This is a genomic window from Bifidobacterium olomucense (genome assembly GCF_012932375.1).
Taxonomy (GTDB): domain Bacteria; phylum Actinomycetota; class Actinomycetes; order Actinomycetales; family Bifidobacteriaceae; genus Bifidobacterium; species Bifidobacterium olomucense.
In genome coordinates, this window is the sequence record NZ_JAAIIG010000007.1 from 106,289 (window position 1) to 125,950 (window position 19,662).

Consider the following 19,662-nt stretch of genomic DNA (forward strand, 5'->3'; position numbering starts at 1 on the left):
GTTCGCCAAATATCGGCTACATTTGCATTGATATCGCTATGCTGGCTGCCATATGCCATACTGCTGTATCCGGGAGTCATCTGGTACGACACCGAACAGCAACTGCTGCAATGGGGCGGATTGCCGAACGTCTATACAGATGGCCAGCTCAACGATCATCATCCGATATTCGACACCATGCTATACGGCCTGTTCATGGATGCCGGACGCGCGTTGGGATCGGCGGATGCAGGTATTTTCGTATTCTCCCTGCTGCAGATGCTGTTCACCGCTGGCGTCGTGGCTGTATTCCTGTACAGTCTGGGCATGCTGGGCGCGTCCAGACGAGCGCAACGTTTCGTCGGAGTGCTGCTCTGCGCATTTCCACCAGTGCCGATATGGGCCTGCGCTGTGGCGAAGGATTCCACGAATCTGCCGTTTCTTCTGACATTCATCCTGCTGCTCTTCATCGGTCCGGTCACCATCAGCAATGGCATCCCCCAGCGTAGGCTGTCTGTCCTGCACCCCAAAGCATGGACAGCAGCATTGACGTGCTGCGCATGCTTCATCACGCTGACCAAGAAGACCGGAGCAATCTTCATCATATTCGTCACCATCATGTATCTCGCGCGGTGGATACGGCACGAGATACACATGAGGCGACCCATACGCGCGCAACGACAATGCCATATCGCACATGTACAGCAACAATGCTCCGAGCAGAAACGGAGCGGCGCAGCAACACATATTTCCGGTGAGCGAACCATCATATCGGCGTTGATATGCGCAGCAGTATGCTCGTTATCACTCATCTGCCTCATCATGCCGCTGATAGTGCTGCCGCTATTTCATATCATGCCAGGCGGCAAACAAGAATTACTCGGACAGGCATTCCAACAGGCCGCGTTGACGCTCAGCAAACACGCAGAGAGCATGAGCGACGCCGATCGACAGGCCTTTACCGATATGCTCGGCCATGACGCAACCGCCCGATACGCATATTGGACCGTGGACAGTGTTAAGGGAGACACGTGGAGCCCGCAGCAGGAACAGGCCCTGCCCGCGTTCCTCAAGGCATGGGTCAGCGAAGGCATACGCCACCCGATAACCTATATGCAATCGTATCTGGCTGTGGAGCAGGGATGGTTCGCCTTCCCGCACAGTTCAGACAGTGATCACAACGCCTATCTGACTCCGACACCGACACATATGGTGACGCGTCATTTCGATGGTGCCGGCCAGCTGGGGTTAACATTCAACGACGGACGCATCGCTGGCGTGATGGAGGACACCATCTCCTGGTTCCAGGAATCGCCAATCGGTATGCTGACATCGTCCAAGGCACTGTGGTCCACATGGGCGTTGATCTTTCTTATAGAAGAAAGCCGCCGACATCGTACGGCCATGAAAACCCTCATTCCTCTTATCGCGTGGAACGCGATCCTCTGGCTTTCCCCGGTAACCACCACGGATGAAACCATGCGTTATCTGATGCCTGTCTTCTTCCTAGTCCCCTTGACCGTCGCCATGCTCACCACGCGGGAAGCATCTACGGCATGACCGGGCGCTCGATGTAGCCGCCGATTGGTAGGGTGAACAAGTAGTGAACTCCATGTTTGACCACGTTTGAAAAGGAGCTTTGGCTTGTCGGCTGAACTCGAAGACATTCATGAGGAATGTGGCATCTTCGGCGTATGGGGTCATCCCGACGCCTCTCGACTCACCTATTTCGGTCTGCACGCGCTGCAGCATCGCGGTCAGGAAGGCGCCGGCATTGTCTCCAATGACCATGGTCACCTTATCGGACACCGCGGCTTGGGCCTCTTGACCCAGGTGTTCGGCGACGAGCGTGAAATCGAACGATTGAAAGGCGATCGCGCCATCGGCCACGTGCGCTACGCCACTGCGGGCTCCGGTACCACAGACAATATCCAACCGTTCATCTTCCGCTTCCATGACGGCGACGTGGCCCTGTGCCACAACGGCAATCTGACCAATTGCCCGTCGTTGCGCCGCAAGCTGGAGGACGAGGGAGCGATCTTCCATTCCAACTCGGATACCGAAGTGCTCATGCACTTGATCCGCCGCTCCCTGCAACGTACCTTCATGGACAAGCTCAAGGAAGCGCTCAACACGGTTCATGGCGGCTTCGCTTACCTGCTCATGACCGAAGACGCGATGATCGGCGCACTTGATCCAAACGGTTTCCGCCCGCTGTCTCTGGGCAAGATGAAGAACGGCGCGTACGTACTGGCCTCCGAAACCTGCGCGCTGGATGTGGTCGGAGCCGAACTGGTGCGCAACATTCGTCCGGGCGAGATCGTGGTCATCAACGAACACGGCTACAAGATCGTGCAGTACACCCACAACACCCAACTGGCCATCTGCTCGATGGAGTACATCTACTTCGCCCGTCCTGATTCGGATATCTACGGCGTCAACGTGCACTCCGCCCGCAAACGTATGGGCGCACGTCTCGCCGCCGAGTCTCCGGTCGAGGCGGATATGGTCATCGGCGTGCCGAACTCTTCCCTATCCGCCGCATCGGGCTATGCAGAAGCTGCGGGTCTGCCCAACGAAATGGGTCTGATCAAGAACCAGTATGTGGCTCGTACCTTCATCCAGCCCACACAGGAACTGCGCGAACAGGGTGTGCGCATGAAGCTCTCCGCCGTGCGCAGCGTGGTCAAGGGCAAGCGCGTTATTGTCATCGACGATTCCATCGTGCGCGGCACCACGTCCAAGCGCATCGTACAGCTGCTCAAGGAGGCGGGCGCGGCCGAGGTGCATATGCGCATCAGCTCCCCGCCGCTGAAATACCCTTGCTTCTACGGCATCGACATCTCCACCACCAAGGAGCTTATCGCTGCCAAAATGAGCGTAGAGGAGATTCGCGAGTTCATCGGTGCCGATTCGTTGGCCTATCTTTCGCTCGACGGCCTCGTCGAGTCCATCGGCCTGAATGCGGATGCGCCATACGGAGGCCTGTGCGTCGCCTACTTCAATGGCGATTACCCCACCGCATTGGACGATTACGAAGCCGACTTCCTGAAGTCCCTCACGCCTGAGGATCGCGTTCGTCTGCCTGAATTCGCGCTTTACAAGAGCAAGTACATCGGCAACGAATACACGGTGCAGCCCGACGGCGACTGATCATATCGCCGTTTTCCGTTATCCAACCAATACGTTACCTAACTACAGCAAGAGCAGCAAGAAAGGCCCACAATGCCCAAAGCATATGAAAACGCCGGCGTAAGCGTCGAAGCCGGATACGAAGTCGTCAGGCGCATCAAGTCGCACGTGGCCCGCACGAACCGTCCCGGTGTGGTCGGCGGCATCGGCGGATTCGGCGGCCTGTTCGACCTGGCCTCCCTCGGATACAAGGAGCCGGTGCTGATCTCCGGTACCGATGGCGTGGGCACCAAGCTCATGGTGGCCAAGATGATGAACAAGCATGACACCATCGGCATCGACTGCGTGGCCATGTGCGTCAACGACATCGCCGCCCAGGGTGCCGAACCGCTGTTCTTCCTCGACTACATCGCTTGCGGCAAGAACGATCCCGCTCTGCTGGAACAGGTTGTGGCCGGCGTAGCGGACGGTTGCGTGCAGGCGGGTTCCGCTCTGGTGGGCGGCGAAACCGCTGAAATGCCGGGCATGTACGACGAGGATGAGTACGATCTGGCTGGCTTCTCCGTAGGCGTGGCCGAGAAATCCGCCATCGTGGATGGGTCCGGCATCACCGAAGGCGATGTGCTCATCGGTCTGCCGTCTACCGGCATTCACTCCAACGGTTTCTCCTTGGTGCGCAAAGCTTTGTTCGAACAGGCCGGCTACACCGTGGACACCGTGTTGGACGAACTGGACGGCAAGACCCTCGGCGAGGTGATTCTCACTCCCACCAAGATCTATGTCAAGGCCCTCTCCCCGCTGTTCAAGGCCGGCGTCGTCAAGGGCGTTGCCCACATCACCGGCGGCGGCTTCATCGAGAACATTCCGCGTATGATCCCGGACGGCCTGGCCGCCGAAATCGAACTTGGCACCTGGCCTGTGCTGCCGATCTTCAACGTGTTGGAAAAGGCCGGCGAGATCGATCACAAGGAGATGTACAACATCTTCAACATGGGCATCGGTATGGTGCTTGCCGTATCCGCTGACCGCGCGGATGAAACCCTTGATCTGCTCAAGTCCAACGGCGAGACCGGCTACATCATCGGTCGCATCGCCCCGGATACGGACGGCACCCAGATCGTACTGAAGTAAAACGTTCATTCCGGTTGCTGTTGCTGCGCCATATGCCAAAACAACCACAACAACAGTAACCGATAATGTGAAAGGACTTTGAAAATGGGACAGAAGGTTCTGGTTATCGGTTCGGGCGCACGCGAGCACACCATCGCCTACACCCTGCTCAAGGGCACCAGTGTAGATGAAGTGACCGTAGCCCCCGGCAATCCCGGCATGCTCAAGGACGGTATCCAAACCACAGCTCTGAGCGAATCGAACCATGCCGCGCTCATCGACTTCGTGAAGGACAATGGATATGACTGGGTGTTCGTAGGCCCGGAGGTCCCGCTTATCGAAGGTCTGGTGGACGATTTCGCCGCAGCCGGCATCAAAGCGTTCGGTCCGAACAAGGCCGCGGCTCAGATCGAAGGTTCCAAAGACTTCGCCAAGCAGCTCATGGAACGTCACGGCATCCCCACCGCCAAGTACCAGACGTTCTCCGATCTGGAAAGCGCTCAGCATTATGTGCATGAGCACGGTGCCCCGATCGTGATCAAGGCCGATGGTCTGGCCGCCGGCAAGGGCGTGACCGTGGCCATGGACGATCACACCGCCCAGCGTGCGCTGGAGGACATTTTCATCGATCACCGCTTCGGCTCCGCCGGTGCCAAGGTCGTTATCGAAGACTTCCTGGAAGGTCAGGAATTCTCCCTCATGAGCTTTGTGAACGGCACCGAGTTCTGGCCGATGCCGATTTCCCAGGATCACAAGCGTGCTCATGACGGCGACGAAGGCCCGAACACCGGCGGCATGGGCGCTTACAGCCCGGTTCCGCAGATTCCGCAATCCGTAGTGGACGAAGCCATCGAAACCATCGTTCGTCCCACCGTGGAAGGCATGGCCGCAGAAGGTACGCCGTTCACCGGCATTCTGTACGCAGGGCTTATCGCCACTGCTGACGGCCCGAAGGTTATCGAGTTCAATGCTCGCTTCGGTGACCCGGAGACCGAAGTCGTGTTGCCGAAGCTCACCTCTGATCTGGGCGAAGGTATCAGCGCAATCCTTGACAATAGCACGCCGCGATTCACTTGGGATGAGGACAACGCCACACTCGGCGTGGTGCTCGCTTCCAATGGCTATCCGGAGCATGTGATCAAGGGAGCCCGTGTACCGGAAATCGAGGTGGATGAGGATTCTCACGTCTACTACGCTGGCGTGGTATCTGACGGTAAGGGCGGTCTGGTTGCCAACTCCGGCCGCGTGCTGCTGGTGGAGACCTCAGCTCCGGACATCAAGGCAGCACAGGAAAAGGTCTACGCGATTATCGACAAGCTTGAGACACGCGGACTGTTCTACCGCCACGACATCGGCTTCAAAGCGCTGAACTGATTGAGGTGGCGTATCTGCGGCGTTGCTGTCTCGTCGACGTACCTTCGTACGCCTTCCTCGACGCGCCTTGCATTTACGCCACCTCAATCAGTTCAGCAAGCTGAATGCGTGATGATGCGTGCGTTAGCGGCGTTGCTCCTCGGTCGAGGTACCTTCCGTACCGCTTCCTTCGGTGCACCTTGCTACCGCACGCATCATCACGCATTCAGCAGACGCGATAAGTTGAAATACGAGAGAAGCTCCCATTGAGGGAGCTTCTCTCGTTTTGATTGGCGTACAGATATCGGCTTGGACTCCCCGATCCGAGGAGATCCCAATCGTATTCAACGCAATTTGGTGATGAGATCGAGAAGACGTTGCTTGGCCTCCGTGAAGGGCGGATAGACCGCTCGCAACGTATCCGGGAACTGAGGCTTGACTACCACCGTCTTAATGTGACTGAACGTGTCAAATCCGGCTTTGCCATGGTAGGCACCCATACCGGAGGCTCCTACTCCCCCGAACGGCAGCCTACTGGACAACAGATGCCCCAGCGGCAAATTGAATCCCAACGCACCGGAACTGGTACGCCGTTCGAAGGCGAGTCTTACCGCATGGTCGCGGGAGAATACGTATGCAGCCAACGGCTTCGGCCGGGCATTTATGAATCGAACGGCCGCATCGGCATCCTTCACCACCAGAATCGGCAAAATCGGACCGAAAATCTCCTCCTGCATCACTGCCGCATCCGGCCGAGTGCCGTACAGTACGGTCGGCGCACAATAACGCGCTTCACGATCCACCTTGCCGCCGCAGATTATACGGCCGGCCGGATCACTCACGCCTGGCACCGGCACAATGTCACTCGTCGATTCCGAATCATCAGTGTCAATGCCACGTCCATGCCGATTGGCAACGACTCCCGCATTGATACGTCTGCCCATCATATCCATGGCCGCGCCGACCGCGGATGCGGCCACCACCAACGGCGAACTTGGCGTCTCGGAAGGCACGGTCCCGGCCGGCAATAATCCGATGAGCCGTTCCATATGACGGTTGTTGACAATGCGACCATAATCGTGCGAGTCTTGCGGATTCTCTCCAAAGAATTCAGTGACAGCCACAGCGATACGTTTCGCGAGCTTCTCAGCCACGTCCGGCGTCGCAAGTACATAATCCGGTGCCACACAGGTCTGCCCGGCATTGGTGAATTTACCCCAGACAATGCGCCGTGCAGCAACATTGATGTCCGCTGTACGGTCCACGAAACAAGGTGATTTGCCGCCAAGTTCCAATGTGACTGGCGTCAAATGCTCAGCCGCGGCCTTCATCACGATTTTTCCGACCCGCTCGCCGCCGGTATAGAAAATATGATCGAACGGTTGCTTCAGCAATTCACCGGTCTCTTTCGCACCGCCTTCGATCACACGCACCGCTTCCGGGTCGAGATACTGCGGCACCAATTCGGCAATAAGTCGTGATGTGTTCGACACCAGCTCAGAAGGTTTCAAGCATACGGCATTACCGGCGGCAATCGCATCGGCCAATGGTGCCAATGCAAGCAGTACAGGGTAATTCCATGGCGCTATGACAAGCACCACACCTTTCGGCTCAGCCACAGTCCAACCGGCAGCAGGCTGCAATGCCGCCGGTATCGGCTTTGGACGCCTGGCAGCCCATCTGTCCAACCGGTTGCGCACAAACCTTGCCTCATCCGCTACCAGATTCAGCTCCATCAGTACGGTTTCTGCCGCCGGCTTGTCTAAATCGACCGTCAGCGCCGCAACAAAATCCTCCTGATGTTCCACAACCATCCGTCGCAACGCATCCAATTGAGTCCGTCGCCAAGTCAGGGGCCGCGTACGACCGGATTCATAAGCGTCGCGCAATCGGGCAAACGTCGCATCGATCATGGCAAGTCCTTCCCACCCGGCCGTTCTCGGATACCGACCTGCCACCTATCGTACCGTCACTTCCACTGATCAGGCCGTTGTTCACTGACGCCAGATCGGCATATGACTGCTCGCCACTGCCTACAAACCGAAATCCTCACGGATTTCCGTCGCGGCACAGCCGCTCCCCTCACCTACGGACAGTCCACCGGACTGTCCACTTCACGGCTCGGCAGGTTGTTTGCTTTACGGCAACGCTACAGCAATTTCGGACGGGCTACGCCCGCACCCCGCTGACTCGCCTGACGGCTCGCCACGTTGCCTAAAAACCGAAATCCTCACGGATTTCCGTCGCGGCACAGCCGCTCCCCTCACCTACGGACAGTCCACCGGACTGTCCGCTTCACGGCTCGGCAGGTTGTTTGCTTTACGGCAACGTCATGAAATCGGTGGTTTTGAGGTAGTTTTTGCCGGTGGTGATGTCGTATTGAATGAGCTTGTAGTCGGCCAGCAGCTGCTTGGTCTCCTCATCGAAGTCGGTCTCGCTCATCGGATTGCCCTCGGCATCCAGATAGATGGACTGTCCTTCGGGGATACGGTCCCAACCTTGGATCTTGTTGACCACCGGTGGTTCCATCGCGGAAATTTTCGTATGCATCTCGGTCAGGAAGGCCAAATATGGCGAAACCTTGGCATTCATATGTTCGGCGGCTTGCGCCACAAAGAAATTCGGCGAGGAATAGTCGGCATTCTCGATTGAAGTGCCCTGAGACTTGGAGGCTTTGTTCGACCAGATGAAGTAGTCGGTCAGGTGCAGGGCCAACGAGTTGTTCTCATCCTGGCTGGCCGAAGAGTAGATGCCCGGCAGATGATCGCCGTAGAATACTACCGTAACCGGCTTATCCAGCTGATCAAGTTCATCAAGGAATTCCTGCGTGGCCTGATCGGTGAGTTCCACACCCTTCTGATAGGTCTCGATCGACTCCTTCTCATCCTCCTCCAGCGGAGTGCCGGTGGTGGATTGAGCAGTGTAATCGTTATGTTCATACCATTCGTGGTACGGCATGTGATTCTGCATCGTTATGATCTGAATGAACTTGCTGGCAGAACCGTCCTTGATGCCTTCAAGCGCGGAATCATAGGTGGACTTATCGGAGACGTAAGGCGACTCGTCGATCTTATCCTGATACTTGATTATATCGGGGCCGGTGAGCGTATAGAAATGCGAGAAGCCGAACTTCTTATAGTTCGTGGCACGTGAGTACATACTGGACTCGTACGGATGATAGCCCAATGAGTTGGCTGGCGCACCCCATAGCTGGTTCACGGTGGGGGTCCAATGTTCGGACGGCACGAGCTGCTGATATGGACTGGTCAATGAAGAGTCGAAATTGGCCATTGACAAACCGGTCAACCCCATATATTCGAGGTTGGCGGTGCCACCGCCGTATCCGGAAGAAAGCATAAGACCGGAGGTGGTGCTCTCCTTGATCTTGCGGATATTGGGCATCGAATCCTTGTTGACCTTGAGTCCGGGGACGCGGGAAGGATCGGAGAACGACTCCGACAACACGTACACCACGGTCGAGTCATTGAGATCGTTGGCTCTGGTGGCGTTAATCTTTTCAGCCGCCTTCTTATAGCGCGCAGCCACCTCTTTCATAGTTTCTTCGGAATAATCCGCCGGCTTGTCCATGACTTTCGGATTGAGCTGACGCGTGAACGACACGAGAGGGCCATTACGCTGGGCATCGTACACCGAATCCCACACGGAAGGCTTGTCTCCCATGACGGAGGAGAGCTTGTTGGCCCATGAATCGGTGACGCCTACCTGTAAGCAGTACAACGAGAAGCCGAGTACCGGCAGCAATATCAGAATCAGTCGCGTGGATATGTTCAATCCGACGTTCGCCGTACGAATCATACGGCCTTTACGTCCATCGAAATAACGCAATACCAGTACCAACGCCAGAACAACAGCAAATGCACCTAGCGCAACAAGAATGGCCACATGGGCACCAGCGGGAATGAAGGTGAGCATATTGCCAGTATTCGAGCCGAGGAATCCGAGATCCGCAGGCAGAATGGCCTCGTAACGAATTTCTATCTTGAAGTGTTCGATAGTGGCCACGAAAATTCCGGCACCCATGATGATCGCACTGGCAGTCCAGAACCGGTTGCACAGCATCAATACCGCCAAATACAGCAATCCGATCAACAGGACGTTAAGCAAGATCACACAATTGCCGTTAGTCCATAGTTTGGTGATGAAGTCGAAACCGGTACCTCCCGGATTAGAGAGCTGCACACGATCGGCACTGGCGGAAACACCTACCTCCAGCGTAAGCACGGTGATGATGTCGAATACGACAAACAGCACGCCATATAGCCAGCCCGGGAAAGGCTTATGCGGGTGCTTCGGAGTGACCTCATCCGCTTCGGCACGGTTTATCCAGAGCCGCCAATGCGACTTCGATGTGGTTTTGCTGATATTTTCGCTCATTCGCCTACAGTCTCTACCATGTGTAATTGTTCATTCCCATGGCATATTGTTGCCATGCAACCTTGGAAAATCCATATTCCCAAGATAGTCCTTACCGTTTCCTAACGTTTGCCCACTATTCACCCTAACGCAAAGGGTGCCTCGGATCACCCCGAAGCACCCTGAAATGTCCCTAATAGCGTGCCATTCTTTCACAACGATCGGCGCTAACCGGACAATAGTCTGCCAGCAGGCCCTTCCTACACGCCAATCGACCGGCGATCGATCAGCGACCTACTTGGCGGCAGCGGCGAAACCATCCACCAGCGCGCCCATCCAATCAAGCAGATTGCTGTACTCGGATGGCATCTGTTCGGTCAAATCCACAATCGGCACACCGGCATCCTTGGCGGCGCTGGTGATCTGATCGGTCGCGGCACTGGCCTCCTGGGAGTTGAAAATCAACATTGTGATGCCGCCCTGCTTCAGCTCATCCTGGAAATCCTTGATATCGGACGGCGTAGGTTCACTTTCATTGGCCACGGCCTGAGCGTACCCCTGCGGAGTGGAGTCGTCCATGGTCAGATCGTCGGCCAAATACCAAGCCACGGACTCGGTAGCGGCGTACTTCAGGCCTTTCACCGTACCGGCGACTTCATGAATCTTCGCCTCCAGCTGATCCTCCTTGCTGTGCCATGCCTTGTTAAGTTCGGCGTATTCGTCACTGTGATCCGGATCGGCTTTCTGATAGGCGGCGGTAATTGCATCCGCAGCGGCGACACGGACCTTGGAGGAGAACCAGACATGCGGATTGGCCCCGTCCTCAATGCCGGCCGATTCGGCGGCGTTCACCAGATTCGCCTTGGTTGACTGCGCGGCCTTGACCGCCCACGAATCGTAATCGGCACCGTTCACGACGGAGACCTTGGCCGACGTGAATTTCGCGATGTCCCGACTGGTCGGCTCGTAGTCATGCGCCTCCACATTGGTTTTGCTCATGATATTGGTGACATCGACATGTTCACCGCCGAGCTCCTGCGCCACAGACCCCCATTGATTAATCGACGCCACGACTTCAAGCTTGCCGGTATCAGCACTGTTATTTGCACCGTTCGAGCCACAACCCGCCATACCGGCCATCAACGCCGCAGATGCCATCATCGCTGTGATTTTCTTCCATGCAGTCATACCGTTGTTCCTCTTCTACATCACGTTTAATTCGGTTGACGCAATGCAGTGTAACACATATTGAGAACCGTTTTCATTTTCATATCGATGGCGTGTCATGCAACCCCCGCACAATGCAAAAGCCGGGCTCCGCATCAAACGGAGCCCGGCTTTCACCAGCGCTGACTCAAACGTCAGTCTCGGTCGCCCTCAGTGCTGACGGCATTCAGGGCACAGACCGAAAACCTCCAGCGTATGTGATTCCACGGTAAAGCCATGCCCTTCGGCCACCTTTCGCAACCATGCTTCGCTGGGCGGATCGATTTCCACCGTTTTGCCGCACTTCTTGCACACCAGATGATGATGGTGCCCGTCGTCGCCGCACAAACGGAACAATTGCTGACCATCGAGACGAATCGTATCGGCCGCGCCGGCATCGGACAGCGCATTAAGCTGCCGATATACCGTAGCCAACCCGATTTTCAGCCCCTCATCCTCCAGCCGACGATGCAGATCCTGCGCGGAGATGAACTCCTCGCAACCGGCGAGCGCCGCACGGATGGCATCTTTCTGTTTGGTCTGACGTTCTATATGTTCAGCCAAAACGGTTCACGCCTCCTGACCAGCCAGGCCTTCACCGGTTGCGGCAGTCGTGGGCTCAACGAACGGACGCGCGTACGGCTTCAAATCATCCCAGCAGCCGGTCGCTTCCAGCTCGGCCACGGTACGTGCGGCGTCGTCCGTAAGCACGGTGATATGCCCCATCTTGCGGTCATGACGCACTTGGGCCTTCCCATAATCATGCACATTCCATTCGGAATGGTCGGCAATCAGCGCACGAGTGGGAGCCACATGCTGTCCAAGCACATTGACCATCACGGCGGGGCTGAGCAGTCTCGGTTGAATCAGCGGCCAGCCGGCTATACCGCGAATATGCGCATCGAACTGATCGATCGAGCAGGCTTCGATGGTGTAATGACCGGAATTGTGCGGACGCGGCGCGAGCTCGTTGACGATGACACGGCCGTCCTTCGTAACGAACAGCTCGATGGCGAGCGTGCCGGCCAGTTCAAAGCCCTTGGCCAACGCCATCGCCATCTCATGCGCGGTACGAGCGACTTCAGCGCTGACTTCAGCCGGGGCAATGGTCATATGCAAGATATTGTTTCGGTGATCGTTGCGCACAATCGGGAAGGTCACATAGTCCTTGCCGTTGCCGGAGACCAGAATGGAGGCTTCGAACGCGAAGTCCACGAATCCTTCGAGGATCGAGGGCGGGAAGCCGCCGCCGCGGTCAGAGCGGGCGCGAATCTTCTCCAGATCGGCATCGTTTTTCAACACATGCTGTCCATGCCCGTCATAACCTCCGGAACGCGTCTTGAGCACGCACGGGTAATGGATTTCATCGATGGCCGATTCCAGCTGATCAAAGTCGTTGACTTCACGCCAAGGCGCGGTTTCGATGCCGTGCTGGTTGATGAAGGTCTTCTCGTTGATGCGATCCTGCGTCACGCGCAGCAAATCGGTGCCCTGCGGCGCAGCGACCAGATGACGCACCTCATCGATGGACTCGGCATCCACATTCTCGAATTCGTAGGTGAGCACATCGGACTTCTCCGCCAGATCATGAATGGCGGTTTTGTCGTCATACTCGCCAACAATCTGGAAATCCGCCACTTGGGCAGTCGGACAGTCCGGCGTTGGGTCAAGAACCCCGATGCGGAACCCCATGTATCGGGCGGACAGGGCCATCATACGGCCAAGCTGGCCGCCTCCGATGATGCCGATCGTGGAGCCCGGCTGCAGCATCTGCACCGCGCCATGAGTTTCCTCAAACAAGCTGGGCATTGGACTCGGCCACCTTTTCCTTCAGTTCGTTGCGGTAATCCTCCAACTTGGAGGCAAGATCCTCATTGAACGCGGACAGCATCTGCACTGCGAGCAGACCGGCGTTCGTAGCCCCGGAGTTGCCCACGGCAGTGGTGGCCACGGGGATGCCGCCGGGCATCTGCACGATGGACAGCAGGGAGTCCCAGCCAGAGAGGGCATGGGAGCGCACCGGAACGCCGATCACCGGCAGCGTGGTCTGAGCGGCAATCATGCCCGGCAGATGAGCAGCACCACCTGCACCGGCGATGATGACCTTGAGGCCGTTCTTGCGGGCGTTGTGTGCGAAGTCCGCCATAAGTTCCGGGGTGCGGTGGGCAGAAATGACCTGCTTGTGGTAGGCCACACCGAACTGGTCGAGGATATCGCAGGCGCGCTTCATGGTCTCCCAGTCGCTGGAGGATCCCATCACGACGGCGACTTCAGGCTTGGATTCGTTTGCCATTATCATTTACTCCCTAGTTATTGAGAATGATGGTTTCACTGTACTCCCTCGTTACGAACTTGCATGAGCACGGTTCGCGCAAGCCTCGGAAAGTATGGGGAGTCTATGGGGTGCAGCACCGCACGCAGCATCTCCTACAAAGTGCAGCATCGGGGCAGCTCTCTTACGGGGCAGCTCTCTTACGGGGCGTCTCTCACGGGTCATCACCACGGCACCACACACGGCACCGCCCTCCCCGGCCCCAGCCCAAGGTGAGGTCCAAATCGGTATGCTCAGTATGTTCCAGCGCAACAAATTTTCGGGTTATTCCTTAATCTCGCGAAAAAGTCGCACTGACTTCCTGTCAGCGAGACAAATTCGCGAAGATACCACTCTTGTCGAGAATGTGCCGCGCTCAGCGATGGGAGTACGATTGCGCCGACCGCGAAGTGCGACTGCAGGGTGCGTGACGCAGTGCCGGTGCGGCGAAATCACGAAAAGGCCTCCGCCGCAACTCAACCGCAGCCACAATCACAGCTCAATTGCCACCTTGCCGAATACATCGCCACTGTTCAACTTGGCGAACGCTGCAGGTGCTGCGCCAAGCCCGGTGAAAACGCTGTCAATCGCCGGATGGATATCGGCATGTTCCACGAATCGCAACAATCGTGCGAAATCTTCGCGCGAGCCCATCGTATTGCCTTGTACGCGGATATCTTGGAAAAAGATACGTGTCAGTTCGGCACCGGGCTGGTCTCCCGTAGTGGCACCGCAGATTGCAATCGTGCCGCCGGGTCGCACGGATTTGACCGAATGGCTCCATGTCGACGCCCCAACGGATTCAATAACCGCGTCCACCTTGCGAGGCAACCGCACGCCAGCTTCGAATGCAGCATCAGCTCCGAGCCGCAACGCCCGTTCACGCTTGTTCTCATCCCGAGAGGTGACGAATACCTCAAGCCCGGCCGCATGAGCGAGCTGAATCGCCGCCGTGGAGACACCGCCGCCGGCACCTTGGATAAGAATCGTGTCGCCGGGCTTGACGTTGGCTGAGGTGAATACCAGAGCATACGCGGTCAGCCAACTGGTGCCCAAAGCAGCAGCTTCCACGAAGTCAAGGTTCTTCGGTTTGGCGAAGATGTTGGCCGATGGCACGCTCACGCGTTCAGCCATCGTGCCGGGGTACTTCTCGGAAAGAATCGTACGTCGTTCACCGGGAGCTACGCCTGCACCATCGGTGCCGATGAAAGTATACGGCACCACTTCGGCACCAGCCTTCAGACCATGCTTACCCGGGATGTCCTCGGCGAGGATACCGGATGCGTCGGTGCCGAGAATCATCGGCGTCTGCGCAGCAGTAAGGCCCACACCGGCCAGCGACCAGAGATCATGATGATTCACGGTGGCGGCTTTGACCTCGATGACGGACCAGAACGGTCGGGCTTCCGGTTCAGGCAGATCACCCACCGAAAGTGCGGCAAGTGGCTCGTCATTATTAACGGTGGATGCAAACACAGCCTTCATTGGCTTTACGCTCCTTCACAATTAGGCGGCAACGGCAAGCTACCATTCATTCTTCCACAACACACGGTTTTGCACGTCCTCCACTCGCGGACTTCTCGCTTACAAGGGACTGATTTCCGCTGCATCAGAGATATACGGAGATGTTGGGGGTATTGCCGCATCGTTCAGGCGTTAGACGGCACGTGGCACTAGCATGTCGAATTCGGAAGTTTTACGAGAGGGGAGCCACACAAGTATGAGCGATGTGCTGGGTAAAGAGCTTGATACAGCCGATTTCGATGACGTGAACGGCACGCCCGCCCCCGCAACCGACGCTCCGCTTTTGCACAACATCAGCTCCCCTGCCGACGTCAAGGCATTACCCGCCGATCAACTCACAGAGCTGTGCCGCGAAATCCGCAACACGCTGCTGTCCTACGGGCACACGCACGGCGGACATATCGGGTCCAATCTTGGCATGGTGGAAGCCACGGTCGCCTTGCACCGCGTGTTTGACTCTCCCCTCGACCGTATCGTCTTCGATGTCTCCCATCAAAGCTACGTGCATAAGATGCTCACCGGCCGCGCTCTCGCCTATCTCGACCCACGCCATTTTCAGGACGTGACGGGCTTCACCAATCCGGACGAAAGCAAGCATGATCAATTCGTGCTCGGTCACACCGGCACATCGATTTCTTTGGCCTGCGGCATCGCCAAAACGCGCGATGCAGAACTCGCCGGCAATGGCACCAGCAACATCGGCAATGTCGTAGCCGTGATCGGCGACGGTTCTTTGAGCTCCGGCGTGGCATTCGAAGGCCTCAATAACGCTGCCGAGCAAGGCGGCAACCTCATCATCATCTTTAATGACAACGAGATGTCCATCGCCGGTGATTTTGGCGGCATGTATGGTCCGCTCGCCCGGCTGCGCGCATCCGGCGGCACCGCGCAGCCGAACCTGTTCAACGCGTTCGGTTTGGATTATCGTTACGTCGAAGCCGGCAACGACGTGAACGCACTGGTCAAAGCTTTCGCCGAGGTCCGCGACATCGATCATCCGGTGGTGGTGCATATCCATACGTTGAAGGGTGCGGGCTATGAAGGCTCGGCCGGCAATGATCAGCCGCTTCGGCACGCTGATGCGGCACAGCAGGTCGAAGGCATTCCCGCCACGGACAATGTGCTGCATGCCGAGCCATGGCATTCCGATCACTGCAACCTGTCCGACCACGAGCCCCACGAGGGCCAGTGCGAGGCTTCCCATTGGCAGAATCCGGATGCATCGCTCGGCAAGCCCGAGGATCCGCGCAAGTATTACGGCAAAATGGCTATGGCGGCGCTTGAGCCACGCTTCGCAACAGAGCCCGGCTTGGTGGTGATCTCTCCGGCAACCCCTGGCTCCAACGGCATTACGCACGAGTTCCGCGAACGCGCGGGCGCACACTATGTGGACACCGGCATCACCGAATCGCATGCGGTGGCGTTTGCCGCTGGCATCGCACGCGCCGGCGGCACTCCGGTGGTGGCCACTACTGCTTCGTTCTTCCAGCGCGCTTACGATCAGTTCTTCCAAGAGATGAGTCTGAACCGCTCGCGTGTGACGGTGCTTGATTTTCTCGGTGGCTTGTCCGGCTCCGACAACACCCACTCTGGCGCCTATGACTTGTCGATGTTCGCCAACATTCCTCAGGTGACGATGCTAGTGCCGACTTCCGGCCGCGATTACCTGGATGATCTGGCTTGGGCTACGTTGCCTGCCGGTGATGCCGATGCCCCCGATGGTGCCGTGGTGATTCGCGTACCGGGTGAAGGTATTCTGGCGGCGGAACGCGATCCGAATTTGTTGCCCATTACCGGCGGACATGAGGTTGCGCGATCCGAATTCACGACCGCCGACATGCTGGCATGGCGCGTCAACCAATTTGGCTCGCGGGTGGCAATCGTGGGCTTGGGCAATACGTATCCGTTGGCCGAACGCACTGCGGCGGCGCTGGCCGCAGACCATGGCATCGTCGCCACCGTAATTGATCCGAGGCAGTGTACGTCGCTGGATATTTCAGCGTTGGAATCTCTGCGCGCGGAGCATAGTCTGATTGTCACTCTTGAAGACGGGCAGTTGGAAGGCGGATGGGGCGAGAAGATCACCGCGTATTACGCGAATTCCTCGAACGACCATTCCCGCAACCCCCAAGTACTGAACTTCGGAGCGTCCAAGGAGTTCACCGACCGTATTCCATTGGCCGAATTGAATGCACGCTACGGATTGACGGTCGAACATCTGGTGAGCACCATCGCTGATGCCATCGCACGTCGCTGAATGCAAGTCGCTGAATACAAAAGACCGGAAAGCAATACGCGGCGTGGGCCCAGGGAAAATGCTGTGCTGCGGCCGAACGGGGCGGACAGACTGGACCAGCAGACAGGTTGGATGAGGTGGCGGACGCCTTGGATCGGCAGCGAGCATCCGCGCTCATGTTGCCTAATGTTGTCTCAAGGGGCGGCATGGAAGCAAAAGAATAACCCTTGGAATCGTTGCAATTCCAAGGGTTAGGATCGTGACCCCGGCCGGGCTCGAACCGGCGACCCTGAGATTAGAAGTCACATGCTCTATCCAGCTGAGCTACGGGGCCAAACCTGCAACATTGTAACCGTTGGGGTGTAAAAACCGGAACCGGCGAATCTCCGGGAACACCCTTAGGGGGTGCGCATCCTTGGCAACGACTATAGACTGGCTGAAGATGCGCTGGACACCCGGCGCAGCTCATGCCCGCCAATGGCGACGAACAGGGAAGAAGGGGTCGTGTCGCGAGCGATTATCGAAGTGAGAAACCTGCGCAAGGAATACCCCGTGGAGGATGAGACGGTGGTGGCGCTCGACCGTGTCAACCTTGCCATCCCCCAAGGCCAGATCTGCTGCATTTTCGGCGAATCCGGGTCCGGAAAATCAACGTTGCTCAATCAGCTCGCAGGCATGGAAAAGCCCACGCGAGGTGGGGTGCGCATCGGCGGAGTGCCCGTAAGTCGCCTGAGCGAACGTGAATTGGCCGCATTCCGTCAAAAGCATCTGGGATTCGTATTCCAGTCCTACAATCTGCTGCCGAATCTTACCGCAGTGGAGAATGTGGCGATGCCGCTGATGTTCCGAGGCGTTCCCAAACAACAACGGGAGCGTGCGGCTCGCGGCGTGCTGAAGCGCGTCGGGCTCGGACACCGGCTCAACCACTATCCACGTCAGATGTCCGGCGGACAGCAGCAGCGCGTCGGCATCGCCCGCGCATTCGTCACCCGTCCTGAAGTGGTGTTCGCCGACGAGCCGACCGGCAACCTTGATTCAAAAACCAAAACCGAAGTCATGGATATGATCTGTGCGTTCGCCCGGGATTTCCATCAGACGATCGTACTGGTCACGCATGATCCGCAGATGGCCTCCTACGCGGACCGCATCGTCACCCTGCTTGACGGACGGATTGTGGACGACCGGCTGAACATGCCACATCAACGGTCAATCACCAGCGCGTCCGACATATCAGCGCCGCCGATCAAACCGATAACGTCAACCGAACCAACCGCAAACCCGAGGAGCACACAACGATGAAACACCTGACCAACCGCACTCTAGCCGTCATCGTCGCGCTGCTTGCAACCATCGCGTTGGCGATGACCGTCATTTCTTTGCCGACTCCACAGGCATATGCCGTGGATGGTAGCGACGGCACGGCACAGACCGACGGCGAAGATGCCACGCCGACGGCCGGCCCCGTGCCCAATATCATCATCTCCAATTTCACCTATGGCGGCGATTCGGTGGCGGCCGGCGCCAACTTCAATCTCGATTTCACCTTCCAGAACATGGGTCAGGTTGCCGTCACGAACATGGTCATCACTGTCGATGGCGGCGAAAGCTTCGCCATCGCAGGCGGCACGAACACGTTCTATGTGGACGCACTGTGGGCCGGGTATGCGATGACCCAGACCGTACCGATGCAGGCGCTGTCCTCCGCCAAGTCCGGTGCACAGCCGGTAACCGTAAGCTTCAAATATGAGTATGTGGACGCGAACGTCCGCTCCTCAAGCCAATCCGATATCAAGATTTCCGTGCCGATCAGTCAACCGGATCGTTTCGAGGTCAACGATCCGGTGATGCCCGAGCAGTCGTTCGCCGGCGAGGAGACCACCATCACGTTGGATTACGTGAACAAAGGCAAGGGCGATATTTCGAACGTCGAAGCCACGATGGAGGGCGAAGGCTTCGATGCCACTATGAAAACCCAGTATGTAGGCAATGTGGCTTCCGGTACGACCGGGTCCATCGGCTACGCGTTCACACCTCAGGCTTCCGGCGAGCTCGACGCCAAGCTCAAAGTCACGTACGAGGATTCCGACGGTCAGTCCAAAACCAAGGAGTTCCCGGTCAAGCTCACCGTATCCGATCCAATGCCTGTCGATGACGGCACCGCCGTTGATCCGAATATGGAGATGGACGCCAATCAGGGTCTGCCATGGTGGGTATGGGCTGTAGTCGCCGTAATTGCAATCGCGGTGATCGCAGTGCTGACACTACTGGTGCGCCGCAAGCGCAAGAAGAAGGCTCAAAGCGACATCGACGAGGAGTGGGACGACTGGTCGGCCGTCAACAGCTCCAGCGAAGCCGGCAAAGACGACGGTTCTACGGCTTCCGGTTCGGCAAACACCGAAGTGATCGAACCTGCCGCCCACAAGTCCTGACGAAGGGC

14 protein-coding genes and 1 tRNA gene are annotated in these 19,662 nt (G+C 57.5%); 7 read left to right on the forward strand and 8 right to left on the reverse strand.

Translation table 11 applies throughout. The features are described from left to right. The first annotated feature begins 27 nt into the window (after positions 1-27). The 4 genes from G1C97_RS08515 to purD all read left to right on the forward strand — a co-directional run bounded on the left by G1C97_RS08515 (position 28) and on the right by purD (position 5,595). Positions 28-1,539, forward strand: a complete 1,512-nt coding sequence (locus G1C97_RS08515; RefSeq protein WP_169241398.1) for a DUF6020 family protein — start codon at positions 28-30, stop codon at positions 1,537-1,539. 84 nt (positions 1,540-1,623) lie between these two features. Further along, on the forward strand, positions 1,624-3,132 hold the full coding sequence (gene purF / locus G1C97_RS08520; protein ID WP_100496714.1) for an amidophosphoribosyltransferase: 1,509 nt from the start codon (positions 1,624-1,626) through the stop codon (positions 3,130-3,132). A 72-nt stretch (positions 3,133-3,204) separates the two neighbouring features. Then, on the forward strand, positions 3,205-4,242 hold the full coding sequence (gene purM, locus G1C97_RS08525) for a phosphoribosylformylglycinamidine cyclo-ligase (protein WP_169241399.1): 1,038 nt from the start codon (positions 3,205-3,207) through the stop codon (positions 4,240-4,242). Between the two features lie 84 nt (positions 4,243-4,326). After that, the gene (purD, locus tag G1C97_RS08530; protein ID WP_169241400.1) at positions 4,327-5,595 is read left to right on the forward strand and encodes a phosphoribosylamine--glycine ligase; all 1,269 of its coding nucleotides are present in this window, start codon (positions 4,327-4,329) and stop codon (positions 5,593-5,595) included. Between the two features lie 323 nt (positions 5,596-5,918). Here purD and G1C97_RS08535 read toward each other — a convergent pair whose 3' ends face one another. The 7 genes from G1C97_RS08535 to G1C97_RS08565 all read right to left on the reverse strand — a co-directional run bounded on the left by G1C97_RS08535 (position 5,919) and on the right by G1C97_RS08565 (position 14,950). Then, positions 5,919-7,487 (reverse strand): aldehyde dehydrogenase family protein, encoded by a 1,569-nt coding sequence (locus G1C97_RS08535; RefSeq protein WP_169241401.1) that lies wholly within the window; start codon positions 7,485-7,487, stop codon positions 5,919-5,921. A 406-nt stretch (positions 7,488-7,893) separates the two neighbouring features. After that, positions 7,894-9,969, reverse strand: coding sequence for an LTA synthase family protein (locus tag G1C97_RS08540; RefSeq protein WP_100496718.1), 2,076 nt, complete (start codon positions 9,967-9,969; stop codon positions 7,894-7,896). Positions 9,970-10,242: 273 nt separating this feature from the next. Then, on the reverse strand, positions 10,243-11,088 hold the full coding sequence (locus tag G1C97_RS08545; protein WP_417852223.1) for a metal ABC transporter solute-binding protein, Zn/Mn family: 846 nt from the start codon (positions 11,086-11,088) through the stop codon (positions 10,243-10,245). A gap of 237 nt (positions 11,089-11,325) precedes the next feature. Beyond that, on the reverse strand, positions 11,326-11,718 hold the full coding sequence (locus tag G1C97_RS08550) for a Fur family transcriptional regulator (protein ID WP_169241403.1): 393 nt from the start codon (positions 11,716-11,718) through the stop codon (positions 11,326-11,328). 6 nt (positions 11,719-11,724) lie between these two features. Next, complete coding sequence (gene purK, locus G1C97_RS08555) at positions 11,725-12,963, reverse strand: 5-(carboxyamino)imidazole ribonucleotide synthase (protein WP_240951080.1); 1,239 nt, start codon at positions 12,961-12,963, stop codon at positions 11,725-11,727. Then, complete coding sequence (purE, locus tag G1C97_RS08560) at positions 12,947-13,447, reverse strand: 5-(carboxyamino)imidazole ribonucleotide mutase (RefSeq protein WP_169241404.1); 501 nt, start codon at positions 13,445-13,447, stop codon at positions 12,947-12,949. The genes purK and purE overlap by 17 nt, the downstream gene beginning before the upstream one ends. A 510-nt stretch (positions 13,448-13,957) precedes the next feature. Next, complete coding sequence (locus G1C97_RS08565) at positions 13,958-14,950, reverse strand: zinc-binding dehydrogenase (RefSeq protein WP_169241405.1); 993 nt, start codon at positions 14,948-14,950, stop codon at positions 13,958-13,960. 235 nt (positions 14,951-15,185) lie between these two features. Here G1C97_RS08565 and G1C97_RS08570 point away from each other — a divergent pair, with 235 nt between their 5' ends. Continuing rightward, positions 15,186-17,246: a 1-deoxy-D-xylulose-5-phosphate synthase gene (locus G1C97_RS08570; protein ID WP_240951081.1), complete on the forward strand. Its 2,061-nt coding sequence runs from the start codon at positions 15,186-15,188 to the stop codon at positions 17,244-17,246. A gap of 239 nt (positions 17,247-17,485) precedes the next feature. On the opposite strand, the gene G1C97_RS08575 is transcribed toward G1C97_RS08570, so the two are convergent. Beyond that, positions 17,486-17,559: transfer RNA gene (locus G1C97_RS08575), tRNA-Arg, on the reverse strand. 170 nt (positions 17,560-17,729) lie between these two features. Between G1C97_RS08575 and G1C97_RS08580 the strand changes: the two genes are divergently transcribed. Further along, positions 17,730-18,524 (forward strand): ABC transporter ATP-binding protein, encoded by a 795-nt coding sequence (locus G1C97_RS08580; protein WP_169241407.1) that lies wholly within the window; start codon positions 17,730-17,732, stop codon positions 18,522-18,524. Further along, a complete protein-coding gene (locus G1C97_RS08585; protein ID WP_169241408.1) occupies positions 18,521-19,654 on the forward strand; it encodes a COG1361 S-layer family protein in 1,134 nt (377 codons plus the stop codon). Before G1C97_RS08580 ends, G1C97_RS08585 begins: the two co-directional genes overlap by 4 nt. Positions 19,655-19,662: the final 8 nt, after the last annotated feature.

Coding starts and splice junctions, on each gene's coding strand:
- G1C97_RS08545 (WP_417852223.1), bottom strand. CDS start 11,088: ATGGCCGGTATGGCGGGTTGTGGCTCGAACGGTGCAAATAACAGTGCT.
- G1C97_RS08570 (WP_240951081.1), top strand. CDS start 15,186: ATGAGCGATGTGCTGGGTAAAGAGCTTGATACAGCCGATTTCGATGAC.
- purE (WP_169241404.1), bottom strand. CDS start 13,447: ATGGCAAACGAATCCAAGCCTGAAGTCGCCGTCGTGATGGGATCCTCC.
- purM (WP_169241399.1), top strand. CDS start 3,205: ATGCCCAAAGCATATGAAAACGCCGGCGTAAGCGTCGAAGCCGGATAC.
- purD (WP_169241400.1), top strand. CDS start 4,327: ATGGGACAGAAGGTTCTGGTTATCGGTTCGGGCGCACGCGAGCACACC.
- G1C97_RS08540 (WP_100496718.1), bottom strand. CDS start 9,969: ATGAGCGAAAATATCAGCAAAACCACATCGAAGTCGCATTGGCGGCTC.
- purK (WP_240951080.1), bottom strand. CDS start 12,963: ATGCCCAGCTTGTTTGAGGAAACTCATGGCGCGGTGCAGATGCTGCAG.
- G1C97_RS08585 (WP_169241408.1), top strand. CDS start 18,521: ATGAAACACCTGACCAACCGCACTCTAGCCGTCATCGTCGCGCTGCTT.
- G1C97_RS08535 (WP_169241401.1), bottom strand. CDS start 7,487: ATGATCGATGCGACGTTTGCCCGATTGCGCGACGCTTATGAATCCGGT.
- G1C97_RS08565 (WP_169241405.1), bottom strand. CDS start 14,950: ATGAAGGCTGTGTTTGCATCCACCGTTAATAATGACGAGCCACTTGCC.